19 protein-coding genes and 1 pseudogene are annotated in these 16573 nt (G+C 72.0%); 11 read left to right on the forward strand and 9 right to left on the reverse strand.

Annotated elements, in window-relative coordinates; translation table 11 throughout:
• Positions 1-49 precede the first annotated feature (49 nt).
• Both cofH and EXE48_RS10070 read left to right on the forward strand, forming a co-directional pair.
• A complete protein-coding gene (gene cofH / locus EXE48_RS10065) occupies positions 50-1501 on the forward strand; it encodes a 7,8-didemethyl-8-hydroxy-5-deazariboflavin synthase subunit CofH (RefSeq protein WP_137711329.1) in 1452 nt (483 codons plus the stop codon).
• A 123-nt stretch (positions 1502-1624) separates the two neighbouring features.
• Complete coding sequence (locus tag EXE48_RS10070) at positions 1625-1945, forward strand: winged helix-turn-helix domain-containing protein (protein WP_053770936.1); 321 nt, start codon at positions 1625-1627, stop codon at positions 1943-1945.
• Positions 1946-1981: 36 nt separating this feature from the next.
• Here the strand turns inward: EXE48_RS10070 and hmgA are convergent, their stop codons facing one another.
• Together hmgA and EXE48_RS10080 are read right to left on the reverse strand one after the other, a co-directional pair.
• Complete coding sequence (hmgA, locus tag EXE48_RS10075) at positions 1982-3205, reverse strand: hydroxymethylglutaryl-CoA reductase (NADPH) (RefSeq protein ID WP_053770935.1); 1224 nt, start codon at positions 3203-3205, stop codon at positions 1982-1984.
• Positions 3206-3289: 84 nt separating this feature from the next.
• On the reverse strand, positions 3290-3763 hold the full coding sequence (locus EXE48_RS10080) for a GNAT family N-acetyltransferase (protein ID WP_053770934.1): 474 nt from the start codon (positions 3761-3763) through the stop codon (positions 3290-3292).
• Positions 3764-3950: 187 nt separating this feature from the next.
• On the opposite strand from EXE48_RS10080, the pseudogene EXE48_RS10085 reads away from it, so the two are divergent.
• The 4 genes and pseudogenes from EXE48_RS10085 to EXE48_RS10100 all read left to right on the forward strand — a co-directional run.
• A pseudogene (locus tag EXE48_RS10085) lies at positions 3951-4757 on the forward strand (DUF502 domain-containing protein); the annotation flags it as partial.
• A gap of 158 nt (positions 4758-4915) precedes the next feature.
• Positions 4916-5362 carry an archease gene (locus tag EXE48_RS10090; protein ID WP_053770933.1) on the forward strand — a complete coding sequence of 149 codons (447 nt, stop codon included), beginning with the start codon at positions 4916-4918 and terminating at the stop codon, positions 5360-5362.
• Between the two features lie 55 nt (positions 5363-5417).
• A complete protein-coding gene (locus EXE48_RS10095) occupies positions 5418-5960 on the forward strand; it encodes a hypothetical protein (protein WP_053770932.1) in 543 nt (180 codons plus the stop codon).
• Positions 5961-6050: 90 nt separating this feature from the next.
• On the forward strand, positions 6051-7559 hold the full coding sequence (locus EXE48_RS10100) for an RtcB family protein (RefSeq protein ID WP_137711331.1): 1509 nt from the start codon (positions 6051-6053) through the stop codon (positions 7557-7559).
• 35 nt (positions 7560-7594) lie between these two features.
• Here EXE48_RS10100 and EXE48_RS10105 read toward each other — a convergent pair whose 3' ends face one another.
• The 3 genes from EXE48_RS10105 to EXE48_RS10115 form a co-directional block, all read right to left on the reverse strand.
• On the reverse strand, positions 7595-7906 hold the full coding sequence (locus EXE48_RS10105; protein ID WP_121599775.1) for a thiamine-binding protein: 312 nt from the start codon (positions 7904-7906) through the stop codon (positions 7595-7597).
• A 77-nt stretch (positions 7907-7983) separates the two neighbouring features.
• The gene (locus EXE48_RS10110) at positions 7984-8919 is read right to left on the reverse strand and encodes an alpha/beta hydrolase (protein WP_137711332.1); all 936 of its coding nucleotides are present in this window, start codon (positions 8917-8919) and stop codon (positions 7984-7986) included.
• Positions 8916-9332 (reverse strand): DUF8159 domain-containing protein, encoded by a 417-nt coding sequence (locus EXE48_RS10115; protein WP_121599777.1) that lies wholly within the window; start codon positions 9330-9332, stop codon positions 8916-8918. The genes EXE48_RS10110 and EXE48_RS10115 overlap by 4 nt, the downstream gene beginning before the upstream one ends.
• 236 nt (positions 9333-9568) lie before the next feature.
• On the opposite strand from EXE48_RS10115, the gene EXE48_RS10120 reads away from it, so the two are divergent.
• The 3 genes from EXE48_RS10120 (at position 9569) to EXE48_RS10130 (ending at position 12860) form a co-directional block, all read left to right on the forward strand.
• Positions 9569-10681, forward strand: a complete 1113-nt coding sequence (locus EXE48_RS10120) for a DUF4013 domain-containing protein (RefSeq protein WP_137711333.1) — start codon at positions 9569-9571, stop codon at positions 10679-10681.
• A gap of 25 nt (positions 10682-10706) precedes the next feature.
• On the forward strand, positions 10707-11774 hold the full coding sequence (locus EXE48_RS10125) for an mRNA surveillance protein pelota (RefSeq protein ID WP_137711334.1): 1068 nt from the start codon (positions 10707-10709) through the stop codon (positions 11772-11774).
• Positions 11775-12194: 420 nt separating this feature from the next.
• The gene (locus EXE48_RS10130) at positions 12195-12860 is read left to right on the forward strand and encodes a hypothetical protein (protein WP_137711335.1); all 666 of its coding nucleotides are present in this window, start codon (positions 12195-12197) and stop codon (positions 12858-12860) included.
• A gap of 24 nt (positions 12861-12884) precedes the next feature.
• Here EXE48_RS10130 and EXE48_RS10135 read toward each other — a convergent pair whose 3' ends face one another.
• The 4 genes from EXE48_RS10135 to infB all read right to left on the reverse strand — a co-directional run bounded on the left by EXE48_RS10135 (position 12885) and on the right by infB (position 15685).
• Positions 12885-13211, reverse strand: a complete 327-nt coding sequence (locus tag EXE48_RS10135; protein ID WP_121599779.1) for a hypothetical protein — start codon at positions 13209-13211, stop codon at positions 12885-12887.
• Positions 13212-13283: 72 nt separating this feature from the next.
• Positions 13284-13463, reverse strand: a complete 180-nt coding sequence (locus EXE48_RS10140; protein WP_053770923.1) for a DUF7987 family protein — start codon at positions 13461-13463, stop codon at positions 13284-13286.
• Between the two features lie 60 nt (positions 13464-13523).
• Complete coding sequence (locus EXE48_RS10145; protein WP_053770922.1) at positions 13524-13832, reverse strand: amphi-Trp domain-containing protein; 309 nt, start codon at positions 13830-13832, stop codon at positions 13524-13526.
• A 59-nt stretch (positions 13833-13891) separates the two neighbouring features.
• Complete coding sequence (gene infB / locus EXE48_RS10150; protein WP_121599780.1) at positions 13892-15685, reverse strand: translation initiation factor IF-2; 1794 nt, start codon at positions 15683-15685, stop codon at positions 13892-13894.
• Between the two features lie 160 nt (positions 15686-15845).
• On the opposite strand from infB, the gene EXE48_RS10155 reads away from it, so the two are divergent.
• Both EXE48_RS10155 and EXE48_RS10160 read left to right on the forward strand, forming a co-directional pair.
• Positions 15846-16091, forward strand: a complete 246-nt coding sequence (locus EXE48_RS10155) for a PRC-barrel domain-containing protein (protein ID WP_053770920.1) — start codon at positions 15846-15848, stop codon at positions 16089-16091.
• Positions 16091-16573: NOB1 family endonuclease (locus EXE48_RS10160; protein ID WP_241991979.1), on the forward strand; the 483-nt coding region annotated here is incomplete at its 3' end. The genes EXE48_RS10155 and EXE48_RS10160, both read left to right, overlap by 1 nt.

Below are 16573 nucleotides of genomic sequence, written 5' to 3' on the forward strand. Positions count from 1 at the left end.
ACTGTCTCGACCCGCCCGTTTATCAGGGTGGAACCGGGAGCGTTAAGGGATGAGTTCGGGGGGCAGTTCCGACGCGAGCGGGTCGAACGGTCGCGGGGGCGGCGACGGCGAGAGCGGCGCGAACGAGTTCGACTTCGCGGCGCCCGCGACCGACCAGTCGTTCGAGAACGCGCTCGCGAAGGCCCGCGACGGCGCCCGACTGACGGTCGACGACGCGACGGAACTGCTCGCCACGGGCACGGACCGCGAGGGGATCGACCCCGTCCGCAAGGAGGCCGTGCTGGAGGTGGCCGACCGGCGCCGGGCCGAGGAGGTCGGCGACGAGGTCACCTTCGTCGCCAACCTCAACAACAACGTCACCACGGCGTGTAACACGGGCTGTCTGTTCTGTAACTTCAAGGACACCGCGCACGCCTTCGAGGCCGACAGCGACGTCGAACACGCGGGGTTCACCAAGCCGCCCGCGGAGTCGCGCGCGGTCGTCGAGGACGCCCTCGACATGGGGGTCTACGAGGTGTGCTCCGTTTCGGGGCTCCACCCGGCGTTCGCGCTGAACGAGGAGCACCACGAGGTACTCGCCGCGCACGACGACCCCGCGAGCGAGGCGAACTACAAGCCGCCCGAGGCGTACGCGACCGACCCGGGCACCTACGTCGAACAGATGGCGGCGATGTCGGTCGGCGGCGTCCACCTCCACTCGATGACCCCGGAGGAGGCGTACCACGCCAAGCGCGGCACCGACTGGGCGTACGAGTCCGTCTACCGCGAGTTGGCCGACGCCGGCCTCGACTCCGCGCCGGGCACCGCCGCCGAGATTCTCGTCGACGAGGTCCGCGACGTGATCTGCCCGGGGAAGATCCGCACGGACGACTGGGTGGCCGCGATGGAGGGCGCGGCCGCCGCCGGCCTCGACGTCACCTCGACGATGATGTACGGCCACGTCGAGACGGTCGCGCACCGCGCGCAGCACCTGGAGGTGATCCGCGACCTCCAGGACCGGACGGGCGCGATCACCGAGTTCGTCCCGCTGTCCTTCATCCACCGGAACACCCCGCTCTACCGGCGCGGCGTCGTCGACTCCGGGCCCTCGCGCGCCGAGGACGAGCTGGTGGTCGCGGTCGCGCGGCTCTTCCTCGACAACGTCGACCACGTACAGGCCTCGTGGGTGAAGTCGGGCGACGCCCACGGGCTGAAGCTGCTCAACTGCGGCGCCGACGACTTCATGGGCACCATCCTCTCGGAGGAGATCACCAGCCGTGCGGGCGGCGAGTACGGCGAGTACCGCTCGTTCGACGACTACGTCGAGATGATAACGGCGATCGGTCGGACGCCCGTCGAGCGCTCGACGGACTACCGCACCCGCCGCCGGATCGATCCCGACGACGGCCCGCACGGCCCGCGGCTCGGCCCGCGCGCCGACGGGACGCCGATGCTCCCGGACGGGCCGTCCGGCGGCGAGAGCGGCGCCGACGCGACCGGGACGCCGCCCGCCGACGACTGAGCGCCCGGAGCGACCCCGCCCGACTAGTTCCTCGCCGAACGTGTTCCCCCGACCGCCGGCGACTCCCAGCGAGTGGGAACCCGCGGTATCCCCTTTACCGTGGTACACGCCACCACGTGTGAGATGGCCCGACCCGACGCGCAGTCCGTCGACCGTCCGGAGAACGCCGCCGAAGACGGGAGCGGCGACGAGCGGATCGACCCGGACCGCCCGTCGCTCACGCGCTCCGACGAACGGCTGCTCTCGTACCTCGCCGACGTGGGCGCAGACTACCAAGCGTTCATCGCCGGGAACACGGGCCTGTACGCCGACCACGTCGAGTCGCGGCTGACCGCGCTGGCGGACGCCGGGCTCGTCGAGCGCGTCTCCGGCGAGGCGGTGTACCGCGTCACCGACGCGGGGCGGGAAGCCCTCCGCGAGGACTGCCCGCGCTGGTCGGACTGAGAGAGCGACGAGGTTCCCGCGCGGCGCCGCGCCCGTCTACCGCCCGAGCTCCTCGTGGGCCGACGAGAGGTGGCGCGACCCGAGCGCCGCGAGCAGGTTGAGCTCGCCGGCGAGCGCGCAGGCCGCGATCGACTCCGCGAGCGCGTCGGCGTTGCTCCCGGCCGGGTCGCCGCCGCCCGCGACCCCGAGGATCTCCAGGCTGGCCTGCTGCGTCGGCAGCTTCGTCCCGCCGCCGACCGTCCCCACTTCGAGGCTCGCCAGCGAGACGGAGACGTAGAGGTCGCCGTCGGCGGTCGTCTCGGCGGTCGTGATCGCGTTCGCCCCCTCGACGACCTGCGCCTCGTCCTGCCCGGTGGCGAGGAACATCGCCGCGACCGCGTTGGCGACGTGCGCGTTGAAGCCGAGCGCGCCCGCCTTCGCGGAGCCGACGAGGTTCTTCCGCGTGTTGATCTCCTCGATCGACTCCGGCGTCGTGCGGAGCCGCTCCTCGACGACCGCGCGCGGGATCGTCGCGTCCGCGACGACCGACCGCCCGCGCCCCTCGACGGCGTTGATCGCGGCCGGCTTCTTGTCGGAACAGAGGTTCCCCGAGAGCGCGACGAGCGAGGCGTCCGTCTCCGCCTCGATCACGTCGCAGGCCTCCCGCGTCGCGATGGTGACCATGTTCATCCCCATCGCGTCCTTCGTGTCGTAGCGGAACCGGCAGAAGACGCTGTTGCCGACGACGTACGGCGTCACGTCGAGCAGCTCGCCGTGGCTCGTCGTCGCCTCCGCGGCCTCGGCGAGCGCGGGCTCGTTGTCGCGGACCCAGTCGACGAGCGCCTCGGCCTCGGCGACGTCCGCGACCCGGAAGACGGGCGCGCGGGTCATCCCGCTCTTCGTCACCCGCGCCGTCGCGCCGCCGGCGTCCTCGATCACGGAGCAGCCGCGGTTGATCGACGCGACCAAGGCACCCTCGGTGGTCGCGAGGGGGAGGTAGCGCTCGCCCGAGGCGGCGCCGCCGTCGATCGTCACCGGGCCGGCGACGCCGACGGGGACCTGGACGCCCCCGAGCGTGTTCTCGATGTTCGAGCCGTGGACCGCGTCGGCGTCGAAGGCGTACTCGCCGAGCGGGTCGAGGTCGGCGTCGGTCGCCTCCGCGACGAGCAGCCGGCGCGCGGCGGTCGCGACGTCGGCGTCGGCGTGGTCTTCCAGCTCGTGGAAGCGGAGGTCGCCGTCGCGGACCCGGGCCGCGAGGTCCGCGGGAGTCGGTTGCGACATGGCGGCCACTCCTCGCGGCGGGCGCTAATTACTGTCGGTTCGGCCGGCTTCGAGGGGGAGAGACGGCGGGCGGAACGCGGCCGCCTACCGGCCGACGAACCCGGAGAGGCGCTCCCGGAGCGACTCGCCGCCGAGCTTGAGGTAGTAGGCGTCGCCGCCGTCCTCGTAGTAGTCGTCGATGCGGCGGATGACCTCGAAGCCGAGGTGCTCGTAGAAGCCGAGCGCCCGCCGGTTCGTCGTGCGGGCGTGGCAGGTGACCGACCGGTGGTTCGCCGCGACGTCGGCGATCAGCCGCTCGGCGTGGCCGCGGCCGCGGTGGTCGGGGTGAACGGCGAGAAAGAGGATGTAGCCGTCGCGCCGGACGGAGGCGAACGCGACGAGCCGGTCGTTCTCCACGAGCAGGTGGGCGGTCGACCGGCGGTAGGCGTCGACGAAGAAGCCGCGTCGCTGTCGGAGGACGCCCTCCGCGGACCGAATTCGCTCCTTGAGCTCCCACGCGGCGGTCGCGTAGTCGGACTCGCCGGGCGGGTCGGTCCGCTTTTCGACGTTGACGCTCACTGCGATGACCTAACACGTGGACGGAATATAACTCCACCGCCAGCGGGGACCGTTGCGAGCGGCTACGGCCGGCCAACGCTCCGCGATCCGACCGTAAGCGACCGTCAGGGCCGCGTCGGAACCGCAGCCGCGACGTGTCCGCGTCGGGACAGAAAACCTTTGTCGCGGTCGCGCGTGGTCGGTAGTAATGGCTATCCAGTCGTCGGGCATGGAGCGCATCCGACGGGCGTTCCTGACCGGCGTCGCCGTCGTCGTCCCCGCCGTCATCACGCTCGTCGTCCTGGCGTTCGCGTTCAACGCGGTGTACAACTACCTCGACCTGTTCTCGACGGCGGTCGTCACCGTATCGCCCGACGTGCCGCTGCCGCTGATCGGGTCCATCCCGCGGGAGCTCGCGATCGAGATCGCGGCGCCGGTGGTGTTCGTGGGCGTGATCATCCTGCTCGGCGCCGGCGTCGAGTCGTCGCGGTACGGAGAGCGCGCCGTCGACCAGGTCGACGACCTCGTCGAGCGGGTGCCGGGGATCGGTTCCGTCTACCAGGGGTTCCGGCAGATGAGCGACGCCATGTTGGAGTCGGACGGCGGGAACTTCCGCGAAGTCGTCCTCGTCGAGTTCCCGACCGAGGAGACCTACACCCTCGCGTTCATCACGAGCGAGACCCCGGCCGTCATCGCGGACCACGCCGACACGGAGGACGACGGGATGCGGACCGTGTTCATGCCGATGGCGCCGAACCCGGTGATGGGCGGCCACGTCGTCTTCGTCCCGGAGCGCCGGATCGTCGACGTCGAACTGACCGTCGACGAGGGGATCCGCGCACTGGTGACGAGCGGCGTCGCCTTGGAAGAGGTCGCCGCCGACCTCGACGACGTGGATCCGGACGACCTCCACGCCGGGGCGCCCGAGCGGACCGTCGACGCCCGGTTCCCGGCCGACGAGCGCCCCGACACCGCCCACGAGCCGCGCGAGGAGGAGGGCGAAGGCAGCGACGAGACGTACTGGCCGGCGGAAGACGGGTCGCGAGAGGCGGTCGAGGGCAGCGGCCCCGGCGCCGGTGAGGACGACGGCCTCAGCGCTGACGAGGACGACGCCCCGAGCGCCGCCGACAGCGACCTCGGCGACGCGGCCGGGCGCAACCGCGGCTCCGGCCGATGAGCTACGCCCTCCGCGAGCACACGGCCGACGTGGCCGTGGAGGCGACCGCCGACACGCTTTCGGGGCTGTTCGCGGCGGTCGCCGACGGGCTCGCGGCCGCCAGCGCGGAGTCGGTCCCGGCCGCCGGCGAGCGGTTCGACCTCGACGTCGCCGCCGAGAGCCGCGAGGCCCTGCTGTTCGACTACCTCGACCGCCTGATCTACGAGCGGGACGTGCGGCTCGTTTTACCGGCCGACCACCGGTGTACGGTGATCGAGCCGGAGTCCGTCGACGCTGCGGACGACGACGCCGCGAACGCGGACGAGTGGCGGCTCACGGGGAGCGCGCGCGGCGTCCCCCTCGACGCGGTGGCGGCCCGCGAGATTAAGGCGGTCACCTACTCCGAGATGGCGCTCGAACGGCGCGGCGACGGGTGGTACGCGTACGTCGTGTTCGACGTGTGAAGCCGCCCCGTGGGGCGTGACAAACCGTTATGCCTGTCGAGTACATTGTTATCGTATGTCACGCACAGGGCTGCGCGACGGGACGGGACCGGACGGCACTGGTCGACGCTGGCGCGCGGGGGCGAGTTCGGGGCTCGTCGCCGGCGCGGCGATGGGGGCCGTGTTACACGCCGGCCTCGGGCTCATGCCGACGATCGGCGCGCTGGTCGGCGTCGAGACGGTCGTCGGCGGGTGGGCCGTCCACCTGTTCAACAGCACGCTGTTCGGCGCGCTGTTCGTCGCCGTCTTCGACCGGTCGTTCTTCGCCGACCTCCGCGGAGACGTGGGCGGGTGCCTGTCGCTCGGCGTCATCCACTCGGCGCTGCTCGGCGTGATCACCGGCGGGCTCCTGTTGCCGGCCGCCATCGCCATCGAGGGGGCCACGTCGCTGCCGGTGCCGACCCTGCCGGTCCCCGGCCTCACCGCGAGCTTCGAGTTCGGCGTCGTCATCGCGGTCGCGCACCTCGTGTACGGGGTCGTCCTGGGGCGGGCGTTCGCCGCGTTCACCCTCGCGGAGGGCGCGATCGACTGGCTCCCGACCGACCCCGCGAACCGGTAGCCGGCTCGTCAGCGCCCGGGCGACGTCGCGGCGGCCCGCCGGCGACCGCCTGACGCAACGCCCTTGGCGCCCCGCGTCGAAGTGGCGCGCATGACAGCGCGCGAGTTCGACGGGATCCGGCTTGAGAAGGTGCGCGAGCACGTCTGGGAGATCCCTCGCGAGGGCGGGATGAACGTCCCCGCGCGGGTCCTCGCCAGCGAGTCGCTGCTGGAGGCGATCGGCGACGACGACTCGCTCCGGCAGCTGAAGAACGCGACGCACCTGCCCGGCGTCGTCGAGCCCGCGATCTGTATGCCCGACGGCCACCAGGGGTACGGCTTCCCCGTCGGCGGCGTCGGCGCGATCGACGCCCGGACCGGCTGTATCTCGCCCGGAGCGGTCGGCTACGACATCAACTGCGGCGTCCGGATGGTGCGGACGAACCTCGCCTACGACGACGTGCGCGGCCGCGAGGAGGAGCTGGTCGACGCGCTGTTCGAGGCGATCCCCTCGGGGCTCGGCGGGGGCGGCGTGATCGACGGCACCGCCGACGCCGTCGAGGGCGCGCTCGAACGCGGCGTCGAGTGGGCGGTCGAGGCGGGGTACGGGATCGAGAGCGACCTCGCGCGCTGCGAGGACGAGGGACGGCGTCCCGACGCGCGCCCGGAGTACGTCTCCCAGAAGGCGATGGACCGCGGGCGCAACCAGATGGGGTCGCTCGGCTCGGGCAACCACTTCCTGGAGGTCCAGCGCGTCACCGACGTGTTCCGCGCGGACGTGGCCGAGTCCTACGGGCTGACAGAGGACGGGATCGTCGTCCTGATCCACTGCGGGAGCCGCGGGCTCGGCCACCAGACGTGTAACGACTACCTGCGCCGGATCGAGCAGGAGCACGGCGACCTCCTCGACGAGCTCCCGGACAAGGAGCTGGCGGCCGCGCCCGCCGGGTCCGAGCTGGCCGACGAGTACTACGGCGCGATGGGCGCGTGCATCAACTTCGCGTGGGTGAACCGCCAGCTGATCACCCACCAGACGCGCGAGACGTTCGGCGAGGTGTTCGACGCGGACCCGACCGAGGACCTCGGGATGGAACTGCTGTACGACGTGGCGCACAACATCGCGAAGAAGGAGACCCACGAGGTCGGCGTCGACGCCGAGGGGCGCCCCGCCGTCGGCGACGCGGCCGTCGACCGCGCGGAGCGCGAGCTGTACGTCCACCGCAAGGGCGCGACGCGGGCGTTCCCCGCGGGCAACGAGGACGTGCCCGAGGCGTACCGCGGCGTCGGCCAGCCCGTCATCATCCCCGGGAGCATGGGCGCCGGGTCGTACGTGCTCCGCGGCGGCGACGAGTCGATGTCGGTATCGTTCGGCTCGACCGCCCACGGCGCCGGCCGCCTGATGAGCCGGACGCAGGCGAAACAGGAGTTCTGGGGCGGCGACGTCCAGGACGACCTCGAAGACGGCCAGCGGATCTACGTGAAGGCCCAGTCCGGCGCCACCATCGCGGAGGAGGCCCCCGGCGTGTACAAGGACATCGACGAGGTGATCCGCGTCAGCGACGAGCTGGGGATCGGCGACAAGGTTGCGCGGACGTTCCCCGTCTGTAACATCAAGGGGTAACCGACCCGCCCGTCGGCCCGGCGGCTGCCGGCGAGTCAGCGCTCCCGCCTCGCCTCCCGGCCGAGGTGTTCCTCGACGGCGTCGACCTTCTCCGCGGCGGTCCCGTCGCTCGCCCGCTTGTCGTCGACCTTGAGGAACGTCGACACGCGGTCGCCGTCGACCGCGTCGTGGGCGGCCGCCGCGGCCGCAAAGAGCGTCTCCGCGTCGTCGGCCTCGATCACCGTGCCCATCGGGTTCGTCTCGTAGCTCACGTCGAAGTCGTCGAGCGCGGCGACGGCCGCCGCCACCTCCGCGGCCATGCTCTCCTCGATCACCGGCGCGACGCTCAGCATCGCGATCGCTGTCATGACAGTGCGTGCGTCGCGGGGCCACTTAAGTAGTCACGCGGGCCGGCCCGCGGTCGCGGGCGAGCCCGACCGCCCGCCTATTCGAGCGCGTCGAGCAAGAAGGAGAGCTGGTGGCCGACCGCGCCCTCGAAGTCGTCGCCGAGCACCGAGAAGTGGTCGGCGGGCATCGTGACGACGGTCCCGCGCGAGAGGCGCTCGCCGGCGGCCGCGACCGCGTCGGCGTCGACGATCGCGTCGTCGGTCCCCGCGAGCAGCAGCGCGGGGGCGTCGACCTCGTCGAGCCGCGTCACGGGTCGGTAGCCGACGAGGCCGAGCAGCGACCGCGCGGGCGTCTCGTTGCGCCACGCCGACTCGCGGTCGACGAGGTCGATGTACTTGCGCTCCGCTCCCGGCTCGGTGATCGCGGCGCGCTCCTCCGGGTCGCCGACGATCGGCACGGTGCGGCCGCGACCGACCCGGTGGCCGAGCAGGTCGCGGAGCCCGGCGGCGCCGGACCGGAGGAGGTAGCGCCCGCCGCGCCGCAGGGCGATGGCGCGCCCGTCGAGCATCGGGACGAGGCCGACCACGGCGTCGACGTCGCGGCGCTCCGCGGCGAGCGTGAGGACGTGCGCGGCCGACAGCGACGCCCCCCAGAGCACGAGGTCGTCGCCCGCGTCGTCGACGCACTTCGCGCGGTCGAGCGCGGCCGCGTACGCGTCGCGCTGGCGGTCCAGGTCGACGAGCTGGGAGTCGCCGTCGGACGCGCCGAACTCGGGGTGGTCGAAGAGGAGCGCGGCGTAGCCCGCGTCCGCGAACCGCTCCGCGACGGCGGGGTAGCCGAAGCTCCGCTCCGCGCCGAGCCCCGGGGCCATCACGACGACCGGGGGGTCGTCCGCGTCGCCGCCCGGCAGGTACAGCGTCCCGCGGCAGGTCGCGCCGTCGACGTCGAACGCGACCGCCCGGGTGGCGAACCGCTCGCGGGCCGGGCGCGCGAGGCGGCGCTGCGCGCGGTTGACCGGCCTGCGTCGGGTCACCGGTCCGCCTCCTGCCCGTCCGCGTCGGCGTCCGCCGCGTCCGACGAGCCCTCGCCCCCGTCACCGGGCTCGTGGCTGAGCGTCTCCAGCACGCGCGACGAGAACTCGGTCTCGGATATCTCGTAGCCGATGAGCGCCTCGAACCACTCGGCCTCCGCGTGCCACGTCCCGAGGACGTCGCCGGGCGAGCGGACCACCGTTCCCTCGACCCGGACGGGGTCCCACTCGTCGGCCTCGGCCTCGTCGATGAGCGCGTTGAGCGCGCGCCCGATCTCGCCGCGGTGGACCTCGCGGCCGGGGAACGCGGTCATGTACGTCAGCTCCAGCGGATCGCCCCCGTCGATCGATTCGACGCTGACGCCGTAGCTCCTGAGCTCCGGCTCCAGATCGGTCGTCCCCTCGTCGCCGGTCATACCCGACCCGTCGGCGGGACGGGATAAATCGGTACCGGCACGCGGCGGCGACGCGTCTGGGCGAACGGCGTCGGCAGAAAGCCGCGGACGGGGGGACGGCCGCCGAGTGGCGGCCGCGGGTGGGTTGTCAGAGGCACACGATTGTCCCGCGCGGCCAGGCGGCAATACTCCGCGAAGCGATATAAACGCTCGGGCCGGGTACCATTTATGCGGCTCCCGTCCCTGTGTCCGGTTACATGCTCATCGCGGCCGCGACGGCGCTGACGCGAACCGACGACACCGCGGGCGTCGTCCTCGTCGGCGGGTCCGTGACGCTGTTGGGGTGGATCCTCACGCCCCTGTGGCTCGCCGGCGTCCTCTTCGTCAGCCCCGCCGTCGCCGTCGCGGCCCCGGTCGCGCTCGCGCCGTCGCTCGTGGCGCGCGGCTACCTCGTCCGGGTGACGCGGGCGGCGATCCAGCCCGGCGACGCCGCCGGCGCGCCGTCGCTCGTCGCCTGGGGAGAACTGGCCAGGGACGGCCTCAAGTCGGCGCTGCTGTCCGCGGCGCTGCTCGCGCCCCTCGCGGGCGGGCTCGCGGTCGCGGGCGGCGCCGTCGCCGCACTCGTCGCGGGCCCCGTCGAGCCGGGGGCGACCGCGACGGCCGTCGAGTCGGCGCTCGGACCGAACGGGCCGGCCGCAGTCGCCGTCGTCGCCGCCGCCGGCGTCCTCGCGCTCGTCGGCGCGTACCTGGTCGCGTTCGCGTACGTCCGCCCCGCGGCGCTCGCCGCGTTCGCCGCGTCCGGCCGCCTCCGGGACGGGCTCGACCCGCGAACGGTGGCCGGCGTCGCCGCGACGGGGCCGTACGCGACCGGCTGGACGCTGGCCGTCGGGGCGCTCGCGGTCGGGTACGCCGTCGCGGCGCCGACGGTTCCGCTCGTCGTCGGCGTCGCGGTCGCGTTCCTCGCTCGGATCGTCGCGCACGACCTCTACGGCCGGGGCGCGGCCGAGAGCCTGACCGAGGAGACGGAGGCGACGACGGCGGCGACCGCGACGCGGCGGCCGGTCGACGCGGCGCCCGACGCCGCGCGCTCGGGCGACGAAGCGGGAGCCGGCAGCGGATCGGGCCCGAGCGTCGGTCCGGCCGGCGACGGGCCGCCGGCTCCCGTGGTGTCGGGGGACGGCGGACGACCGATGCGGAGCGAGCCGCCGGCCGCGGTTCAGGTCGGCCGCGGCGTTTCTGTCGCTGACGAGAGCGACGAGTCTGCCGACACCGACCCGACCCGCGCGGACGAGGCGGGCGGCGCTGACGCCGATCCGACCGGCGGCTTCGAGTGGGGGCCGGCGCTGTCCGACGCGGAAGACAAGAGTTGATACGGGCGCGAGCGAACGCCCGGGCATGCGCATCTCCGAGCGGGGGTACGGCGAGGAGGGCCGGGAACGGCTCACGCTGGTCCCCGAGAACGTGGACGACCTCTGGCACCTCGCGCACGTCCTCGAACCCGGGGACCTGGTCGAGGGCGACACCACCCGGCGGATCCAGCGGAACGACGACCAGATGCGGGACACCGGCGGGCAGCGCGAGCACATCTTCGTCACGCTGGAGGTCGAGGACGTGGAGTTCGCGCGGTTCGCCAACCGGCTCCGCGTCGGCGGCGTCATCGTCGGCTGCTCGCGCGAGGACCAGCTCAACGCCCACCACACGCTCAACGTCGAAGAGCACGACGAGATAACCGTCGAGAAGCACTTCAAGCCGGACCAGACGGAGCGGTTGGAGGAGGCGACCGAGGCCGCGGAGAACCCCGACGTGGCCATCGCCACCGTCGAGGAGGGCGCCGCCTACGTCCACACCGTCCAGCAGTACGGCACGGAGGAGTACGCCTCGTTCACGAAGCCGACGGGGAAAGGCGAGTTCTCGCGGCCGCGCGAGGAGCTGTTCGCGGAACTCGGCGAGGCGCTCGCGCACCTCGACGCCGACGCCGTGATCCTGGCCGGGCCGGGGTTCACCAAGCAGGACGCGCGCGACTACATCGAGGAGGAGTACCGCGACCTCGCAGACCGGCTCACAACGGTCGACACCTCCGCGGCGGGCGACCGCGGCGTCCACGAGGTCCTCAAGCGCGGCGCGGTCGACGAGGTCCAGAAGGAGACCCGCATCTCGAAGGAGGCGAGCCTCATCGACGACCTGGCCGAGAACATCGCGAAAGGCGAGAAGGCGACGTACGGCCCGGACGACACCGCCGAGGCCGCCGAGTTCGGCGCGGTCGAGACGCTGCTCGTCGTCGACGAGCGCCTCCGCACCGAGCGACAGGGCGACGGCGACTGGGACATCGACGTGAACGCGGTGATCGAGTCGGTCGAGCGGCAGGGCGGCGACGTGGTCGTCTTCTCCTCGGAGTTCGCGCCCGGCGAGCAGCTCGCCAACCTCGGCGGCATCGCCGCGATCTTACGCTACCGGCTCCAGTGAACGGCTGACGGTCGAAGTGCGGCGGCGCGTGCCTGCGAGCGGCCGCCACCGGCGGTCGCGAGGAGCACGCGCGAGGGAGTCGGTGGCGGTCGAGCGAAGTGAAGACCGCCACCGACGAGGCTGGGGAGGTGCGAGGTGCCGTGCGGGGCGGGAATCGAAGGGGCAGCCGCGGGGCGGGCGCAGGTGACGCAAGGACCGCAACGAGGGAGCGAGGCGACCGAGTGAGGACCGCAGCGAACGTGCGCCCGCCTCGCGGCTGGGGCTTCGGTGGCGTCCGTGTCGATCGCCAGTTTACAAGTGTCACCTTCGTACGGCCGAGCGACCGGGGCTTCGGCGCGCTCGGCCCGCGGACCGTCCACAACGAAACCGGTCACGTACGCGGCCGTGACCTTATGAGAGCGGGCCGCCAACTCCGGATCGATGGCGGACCGACCCGGCGGTGACGAGAGCGTCTCGACGACCGCCGACCGCGAAAGCGCCGACGACGTGGACGCCGACGCGCTCCCCGACACCGACGCCCGCTCCGACACCGACGCCCGCTCCGACACCGACGCCCGCTCCGACACCGACGCCCGCTCCGACACAGACGTCCTCTCGGACGCCGAGGCCCTCCCCGACGACCTCGACGACGCGGGCGTCGACGAGGCGGTGAAGCGCCGGCTCCGCGAGGCGTACCTCAACGACGAGGAGAACGCGCTGATCGTCACGCGGGTGCGCTCCGTCGGCGACCGCGTCGCCGTCGAGATGCGCCCGCCCCACGGCGACGCCACGCACACCGAGCGGTTCGACGCGCCCCGCGACGGGTCGCTTCAGGAGTCCGAGGCGTTCCTGGGGTTCTTGGAGGCCGCGGGCGTCTCGCCGCTCGACGTCGACGAGCTCGTCGGCAGCCGCGTGCCGGCGACGTACGACCCGGAGACGGGCTGGCGGGTCGACGCCGCGTACCGTGGCGACGACGACGCCGAGGAGTCGGGGCGGCTCGCCGACGCCCGCGAGTGGCTGTGGACCTACCGGGCGTGGCTGCTCGCGGCGCTGCTCGTCGGCGGCGAGCTCGCCTTCGTCGCCGTGATCATCCTCGTGTACGCCTGAGCCGCGGACGCGACGCGCCGCGGCTCAGAGCACGCGGAGCCGGTATCCCTCGGCGGCGGTCTCGTCGGTGACGCGGCCCGTTTCCAGCGCCGCGTCGAGAATCTCGACGACGAACTCCTTCGGCACCTCGACGCCGATGAAGTCGGTCCCCTCGCGCGCCGTCGTGAGCCGCGCCATCGTTCGCTTCGTGCCGTCGTCGTTGTAGATGCTCCCCACGCGCTCGCCGTCGCGGCGGAACCGCAGCGTCACGTCGGTGGGTTCGAGCGCGTCGAAGCGCACCTCGAACACCCGGTCGTCGCTCTCCAGCCGCGCGAGGATCGCGCCGTCGTGCTCGACCACAGTGGTCTCCATACCCTCGCTACGGGCTCGACGCATATAACGGCGGCACGCGCTCGTGTCGCACGCGGGCGCGACGGGACGGCGTCAGGCCGCGTCCTCGGCGTCCAGGTAGCCGTTGACCAACTGCGGCGCCACGACGCCGACGAATAGCAGGACGCCGATCAGGACGGTGTCGCTCAGGCTCGTCGCGACGCGACCGCCGTACGCCAACGCCAACCCGACCGCCATGAACAGGAGGATGACCGCGTTCTCTCGGGAGACCATACGCGTGACTGGCCGATCGAACGGCAAATACTCTTCGGGCGTTACTCGACGCTGCGCCCCTCAGTCGACGGTCGGCGCCGTCTCGTCGGTCGTCCCCGGGATCTCGAGTTCGATCTCGAGCTCCTGTTCGCCGTACCCCTCGTAATCGATCTCGAGTTCGACGGGCTCGCCGAACGCGAACGGTAGCGTCCACTCGTCGCCGGTAAGGGTCAGCTCGTCGCCCGCCTGAAGCTGTTCGCCGACTTCGACCAGGAACCGGCCGGCCTCGGCGGCGGTCAGGCGGTACTCCTGTTCGAAGTCGCGGCCCTCTCTGATGAGGGTCAGGTCGTCTTCGGACTCATCTCGCGAGTCGGTATCCGTCTCCGTCATCTCCCGTCAGTTGCCGGCGCACGCGAATAAGCTGCGCGGTGGGGCCCCGAATGCGCTCGTCACTTCCCCCAGAAGGGGTCGCGCTTACGGCGCGTCTCCAGGTAGCCCTGGAGCGCCTCGCGCTCGTCGGCGGTGATCTCCTCTTTCAGCTCCTGTTCTAAGATCTTCGCGTGCTTCTCCGGCACCTCGGTCCAGAGCGTGTCGCCCTCCTCGATGCCGCGGCCGACGGTCGGCCCGTCGATGGCGATGCTGACGCGCTCGCCCGAGCGCGCCTCGTCGACGTCCTCGCCCTGCTTCTGAATCCCGGAGAGGCCGCCGACGCGCTCGAACTCGTTGCCCTCGAAGTAGCCGACGTTGCGGTTGTTCTGGAGCGTGCCCGAGATGACCTCGACGCCGACGACCGCGGGGTCGTTCTGCCGGAAGGTGTGGTCGGGGAGGATGCGGAATCGGGCCGGGCGCACCACCTTGTCGAGCACGGTCTCCTGTTGGGCGCGCTGCTTCTCCTCGACGTAGCGCTCGTAGTCCTCGACCAGCTGGTAGATGACCTCGTTCTTGAACAGCTTCACGTCGGCGTTCTCCAAGTCCGACTCCGCGTTCTGGAGGAGGTCGACGTTGAACCCGAGGATGGCCTTGTGCTCGTCCTGGTTCGCCGTCTCCGCGACCGCGATGTCGCGGGGCGCGATGTCGCCGACCTCGGCGCGAAGGATGGGGACCTCGGCCTCCCGGAGGGCGTTCGCCATCGCCTCCAGCGAGCCGAGGGTGTCCGCCTTGACGACGACGCCGTTGTCGGCCGTCTCGACCTCGATCTCGGCCAGTTCGGCCTTCACTTCGTCGACGACCTGATCGACGGTGCGGTCGCGGACGACGCGGACCGGCGCGCCGGCCATCGCCTGATCGAGGTCGGGGGCGGCGATCTTCACGCCGGCCGCGGCGCCGACCTCGCCGACCTTCTCGAACTCCTTTTCGGTGCGGATCTCCGCGAGCGGCCGCGGGCGGAGCAGCGCGCGGATCTCGGTGACGATCGGCTCGTCCTGCCCGCCGACGACGACGGTGTCCCCGTTGCGGATCACGCCGTCGTAGACGACGGTGTCGACGGTGGCGCCGAACCCGCGCTCGTCTTTCACTTCGAGCACCGTCCCCTCGCCCGGGCCGGTGACGTCGATGGCCATCTCCTCTTTCATGAACCGCTGGGAGAGGCCCATCAGGACGGTCAGGAGGTCCGGGACGCCCTCGCCGGTGAGCGCCGACAGCGGGACGACGCCGATGTTCTTCTGGAAGTCCTGGACGCGCCAGTAGAGGTCGGCGGAGAAGCCGGCGTCCGACAGCTGGCCGATGATCTCGTAGAGGTTCTCGTCGAGCATCGACTTCGCGCGCTCGGACTGCGCGTCCATGCTCTTCTGGATCGGGTCGCCGTCCTGCGGGTTCCACCCGGGCGTCGTGTCGACCTTGTTGGCGGCGACGACGAAGGGCGTCCCCGTCCGCCGGAGGATGTCGATCGCCTCCTCAGTCTGCGGCTGGAAACCGTCGTTGACGTCGACGACGAGCACCGCGATGTCGGCGAGCGCGCCCCCGCGGGCGCGCAGCGTCGAGAAGGAGTGGTGCCCCGGCGTGTCGATGAACAGCAGGCCGGGTAGATCGAAGTCCGACGGGTCGATCAGCTCGCCCGCCATCCCGGAGATGGTGTCGAGCGGGATGTCCGTCGCCCCGATGTGTTGGGTGATCGCGCCAGCCTCGCCCTCGCTGACGGCGGAGCCGCGGATCGTGTCGAGCAGGCTCGTCTTGCCGTGGTCGACGTGGCCCAGCACGGCGACGATGGGGGTTCGCAGGGTGTCCGCGTGTGTGTGGTCGGTCATATGTGATCGCCCCGAGAAGGTTATACCGTTTCATGCGCCCGGCCGTCAGTTAAGCCTTTCAAAACGCCGCGACGAACGGCGGCGGCGAGGGCGCGATCCGCGTCCGTCGCCCGTCCGACGCCCCGTGGCGTTTAATACCGTCGCCCGGAACCGTGGGGGTATGGTCGACATCCTCGCGGAGAACCTCTCCGGGAAGGCGGTGATGAGCTCCGACGGCACGGAACTCGGGGACCTGTACAACATCACGATGAACCTCGAGTCCGGGGAGCTGAACCACCTCCTCGTCAGCCCGCACGAACAGCTCAGACAGGAGCGCGTCGACTTCGAGTTCGACGAGATGGGGCGGCTCCGAGTCCCGGTCGCGAACGTGCAGGCGGTGAAAGACTACATCGTCGTCGCCCGCTGATGCAGGTCCTCGACTCGTCCGCGTTCATCCACGAGTACACGACCGACGAGGACGTGGTCTCCATCCCGGCGGTCCACGAGGAGCTCACCGGCGAGGTCGCGCTTCGGTTCGACGCGATGGAGGGCTCCGGCATGACCGTCCACGTGCCCGCGCCCGAGGCGGTCGACCGGGTCCGCCGGGCCGCGAAGGGCTCGGGCGACGCCGCGGAGCTGTCGGACACCGACGTCCGGCTCATTGCGACCGCCCTGGAGCTTCACGCGACGCTCGTCAGCGACGACTACGCGATGCAGAACGTCGCAGAGCGGCTCGACCTCCCGGTCGAGCCGCTCTGCGACGTTCTGCATCGCGTAGTCGTCGCTGACGAGCGTCGCGTGAAGCCCCAGGGCGGTCGCAATGAGCCGGACGTCGGTGTCCGACAGCTCCGCGGCGTCGCCCGAGGCGGTCGACCGGCTCCGCCGGGCCGCCAAGGGCTCGGGCGCGGG

Source organism: Halorubrum sp. ASP1, from assembly GCF_005435135.1.
Classification (GTDB): Archaea; Halobacteriota; Halobacteria; order Halobacteriales; family Haloferacaceae; genus Halorubrum; species Halorubrum tropicale.

Bases quoted from the DNA above. Each gene is read 5' to 3' on its own strand.
- cofH (WP_137711329.1), top strand. From the start codon at position 50: ATGAGTTCGGGGGGCAGTTCCGACGCGAGCGGGTCGAACGGTCGCGGG.
- EXE48_RS10070 (WP_053770936.1), top strand. From the start codon at position 1,625: ATGGCCCGACCCGACGCGCAGTCCGTCGACCGTCCGGAGAACGCCGCC.
- hmgA (WP_053770935.1), bottom strand. From the start codon at position 3,205: ATGTCGCAACCGACTCCCGCGGACCTCGCGGCCCGGGTCCGCGACGGC.
- EXE48_RS10090 (WP_053770933.1), top strand. From the start codon at position 4,916: ATGAGCTACGCCCTCCGCGAGCACACGGCCGACGTGGCCGTGGAGGCG.
- EXE48_RS10095 (WP_053770932.1), top strand. From the start codon at position 5,418: ATGTCACGCACAGGGCTGCGCGACGGGACGGGACCGGACGGCACTGGT.
- EXE48_RS10100 (WP_137711331.1), top strand. From the start codon at position 6,051: ATGACAGCGCGCGAGTTCGACGGGATCCGGCTTGAGAAGGTGCGCGAG.
- EXE48_RS10105 (WP_121599775.1), bottom strand. From the start codon at position 7,906: ATGACAGCGATCGCGATGCTGAGCGTCGCGCCGGTGATCGAGGAGAGC.
- EXE48_RS10115 (WP_121599777.1), bottom strand. From the start codon at position 9,332: ATGACCGGCGACGAGGGGACGACCGATCTGGAGCCGGAGCTCAGGAGC.
- EXE48_RS10120 (WP_137711333.1), top strand. From the start codon at position 9,569: ATGCTCATCGCGGCCGCGACGGCGCTGACGCGAACCGACGACACCGCG.
- EXE48_RS10125 (WP_137711334.1), top strand. From the start codon at position 10,707: ATGCGCATCTCCGAGCGGGGGTACGGCGAGGAGGGCCGGGAACGGCTC.
- EXE48_RS10130 (WP_137711335.1), top strand. From the start codon at position 12,195: ATGGCGGACCGACCCGGCGGTGACGAGAGCGTCTCGACGACCGCCGAC.
- EXE48_RS10135 (WP_121599779.1), bottom strand. From the start codon at position 13,211: ATGGAGACCACTGTGGTCGAGCACGACGGCGCGATCCTCGCGCGGCTG.
- EXE48_RS10140 (WP_053770923.1), bottom strand. From the start codon at position 13,463: ATGGTCTCCCGAGAGAACGCGGTCATCCTCCTGTTCATGGCGGTCGGG.
- EXE48_RS10145 (WP_053770922.1), bottom strand. From the start codon at position 13,832: ATGACGGAGACGGATACCGACTCGCGAGATGAGTCCGAAGACGACCTG.
- infB (WP_121599780.1), bottom strand. From the start codon at position 15,685: ATGACCGACCACACACACGCGGACACCCTGCGAACCCCCATCGTCGCC.
- EXE48_RS10155 (WP_053770920.1), top strand. From the start codon at position 15,846: ATGGTCGACATCCTCGCGGAGAACCTCTCCGGGAAGGCGGTGATGAGC.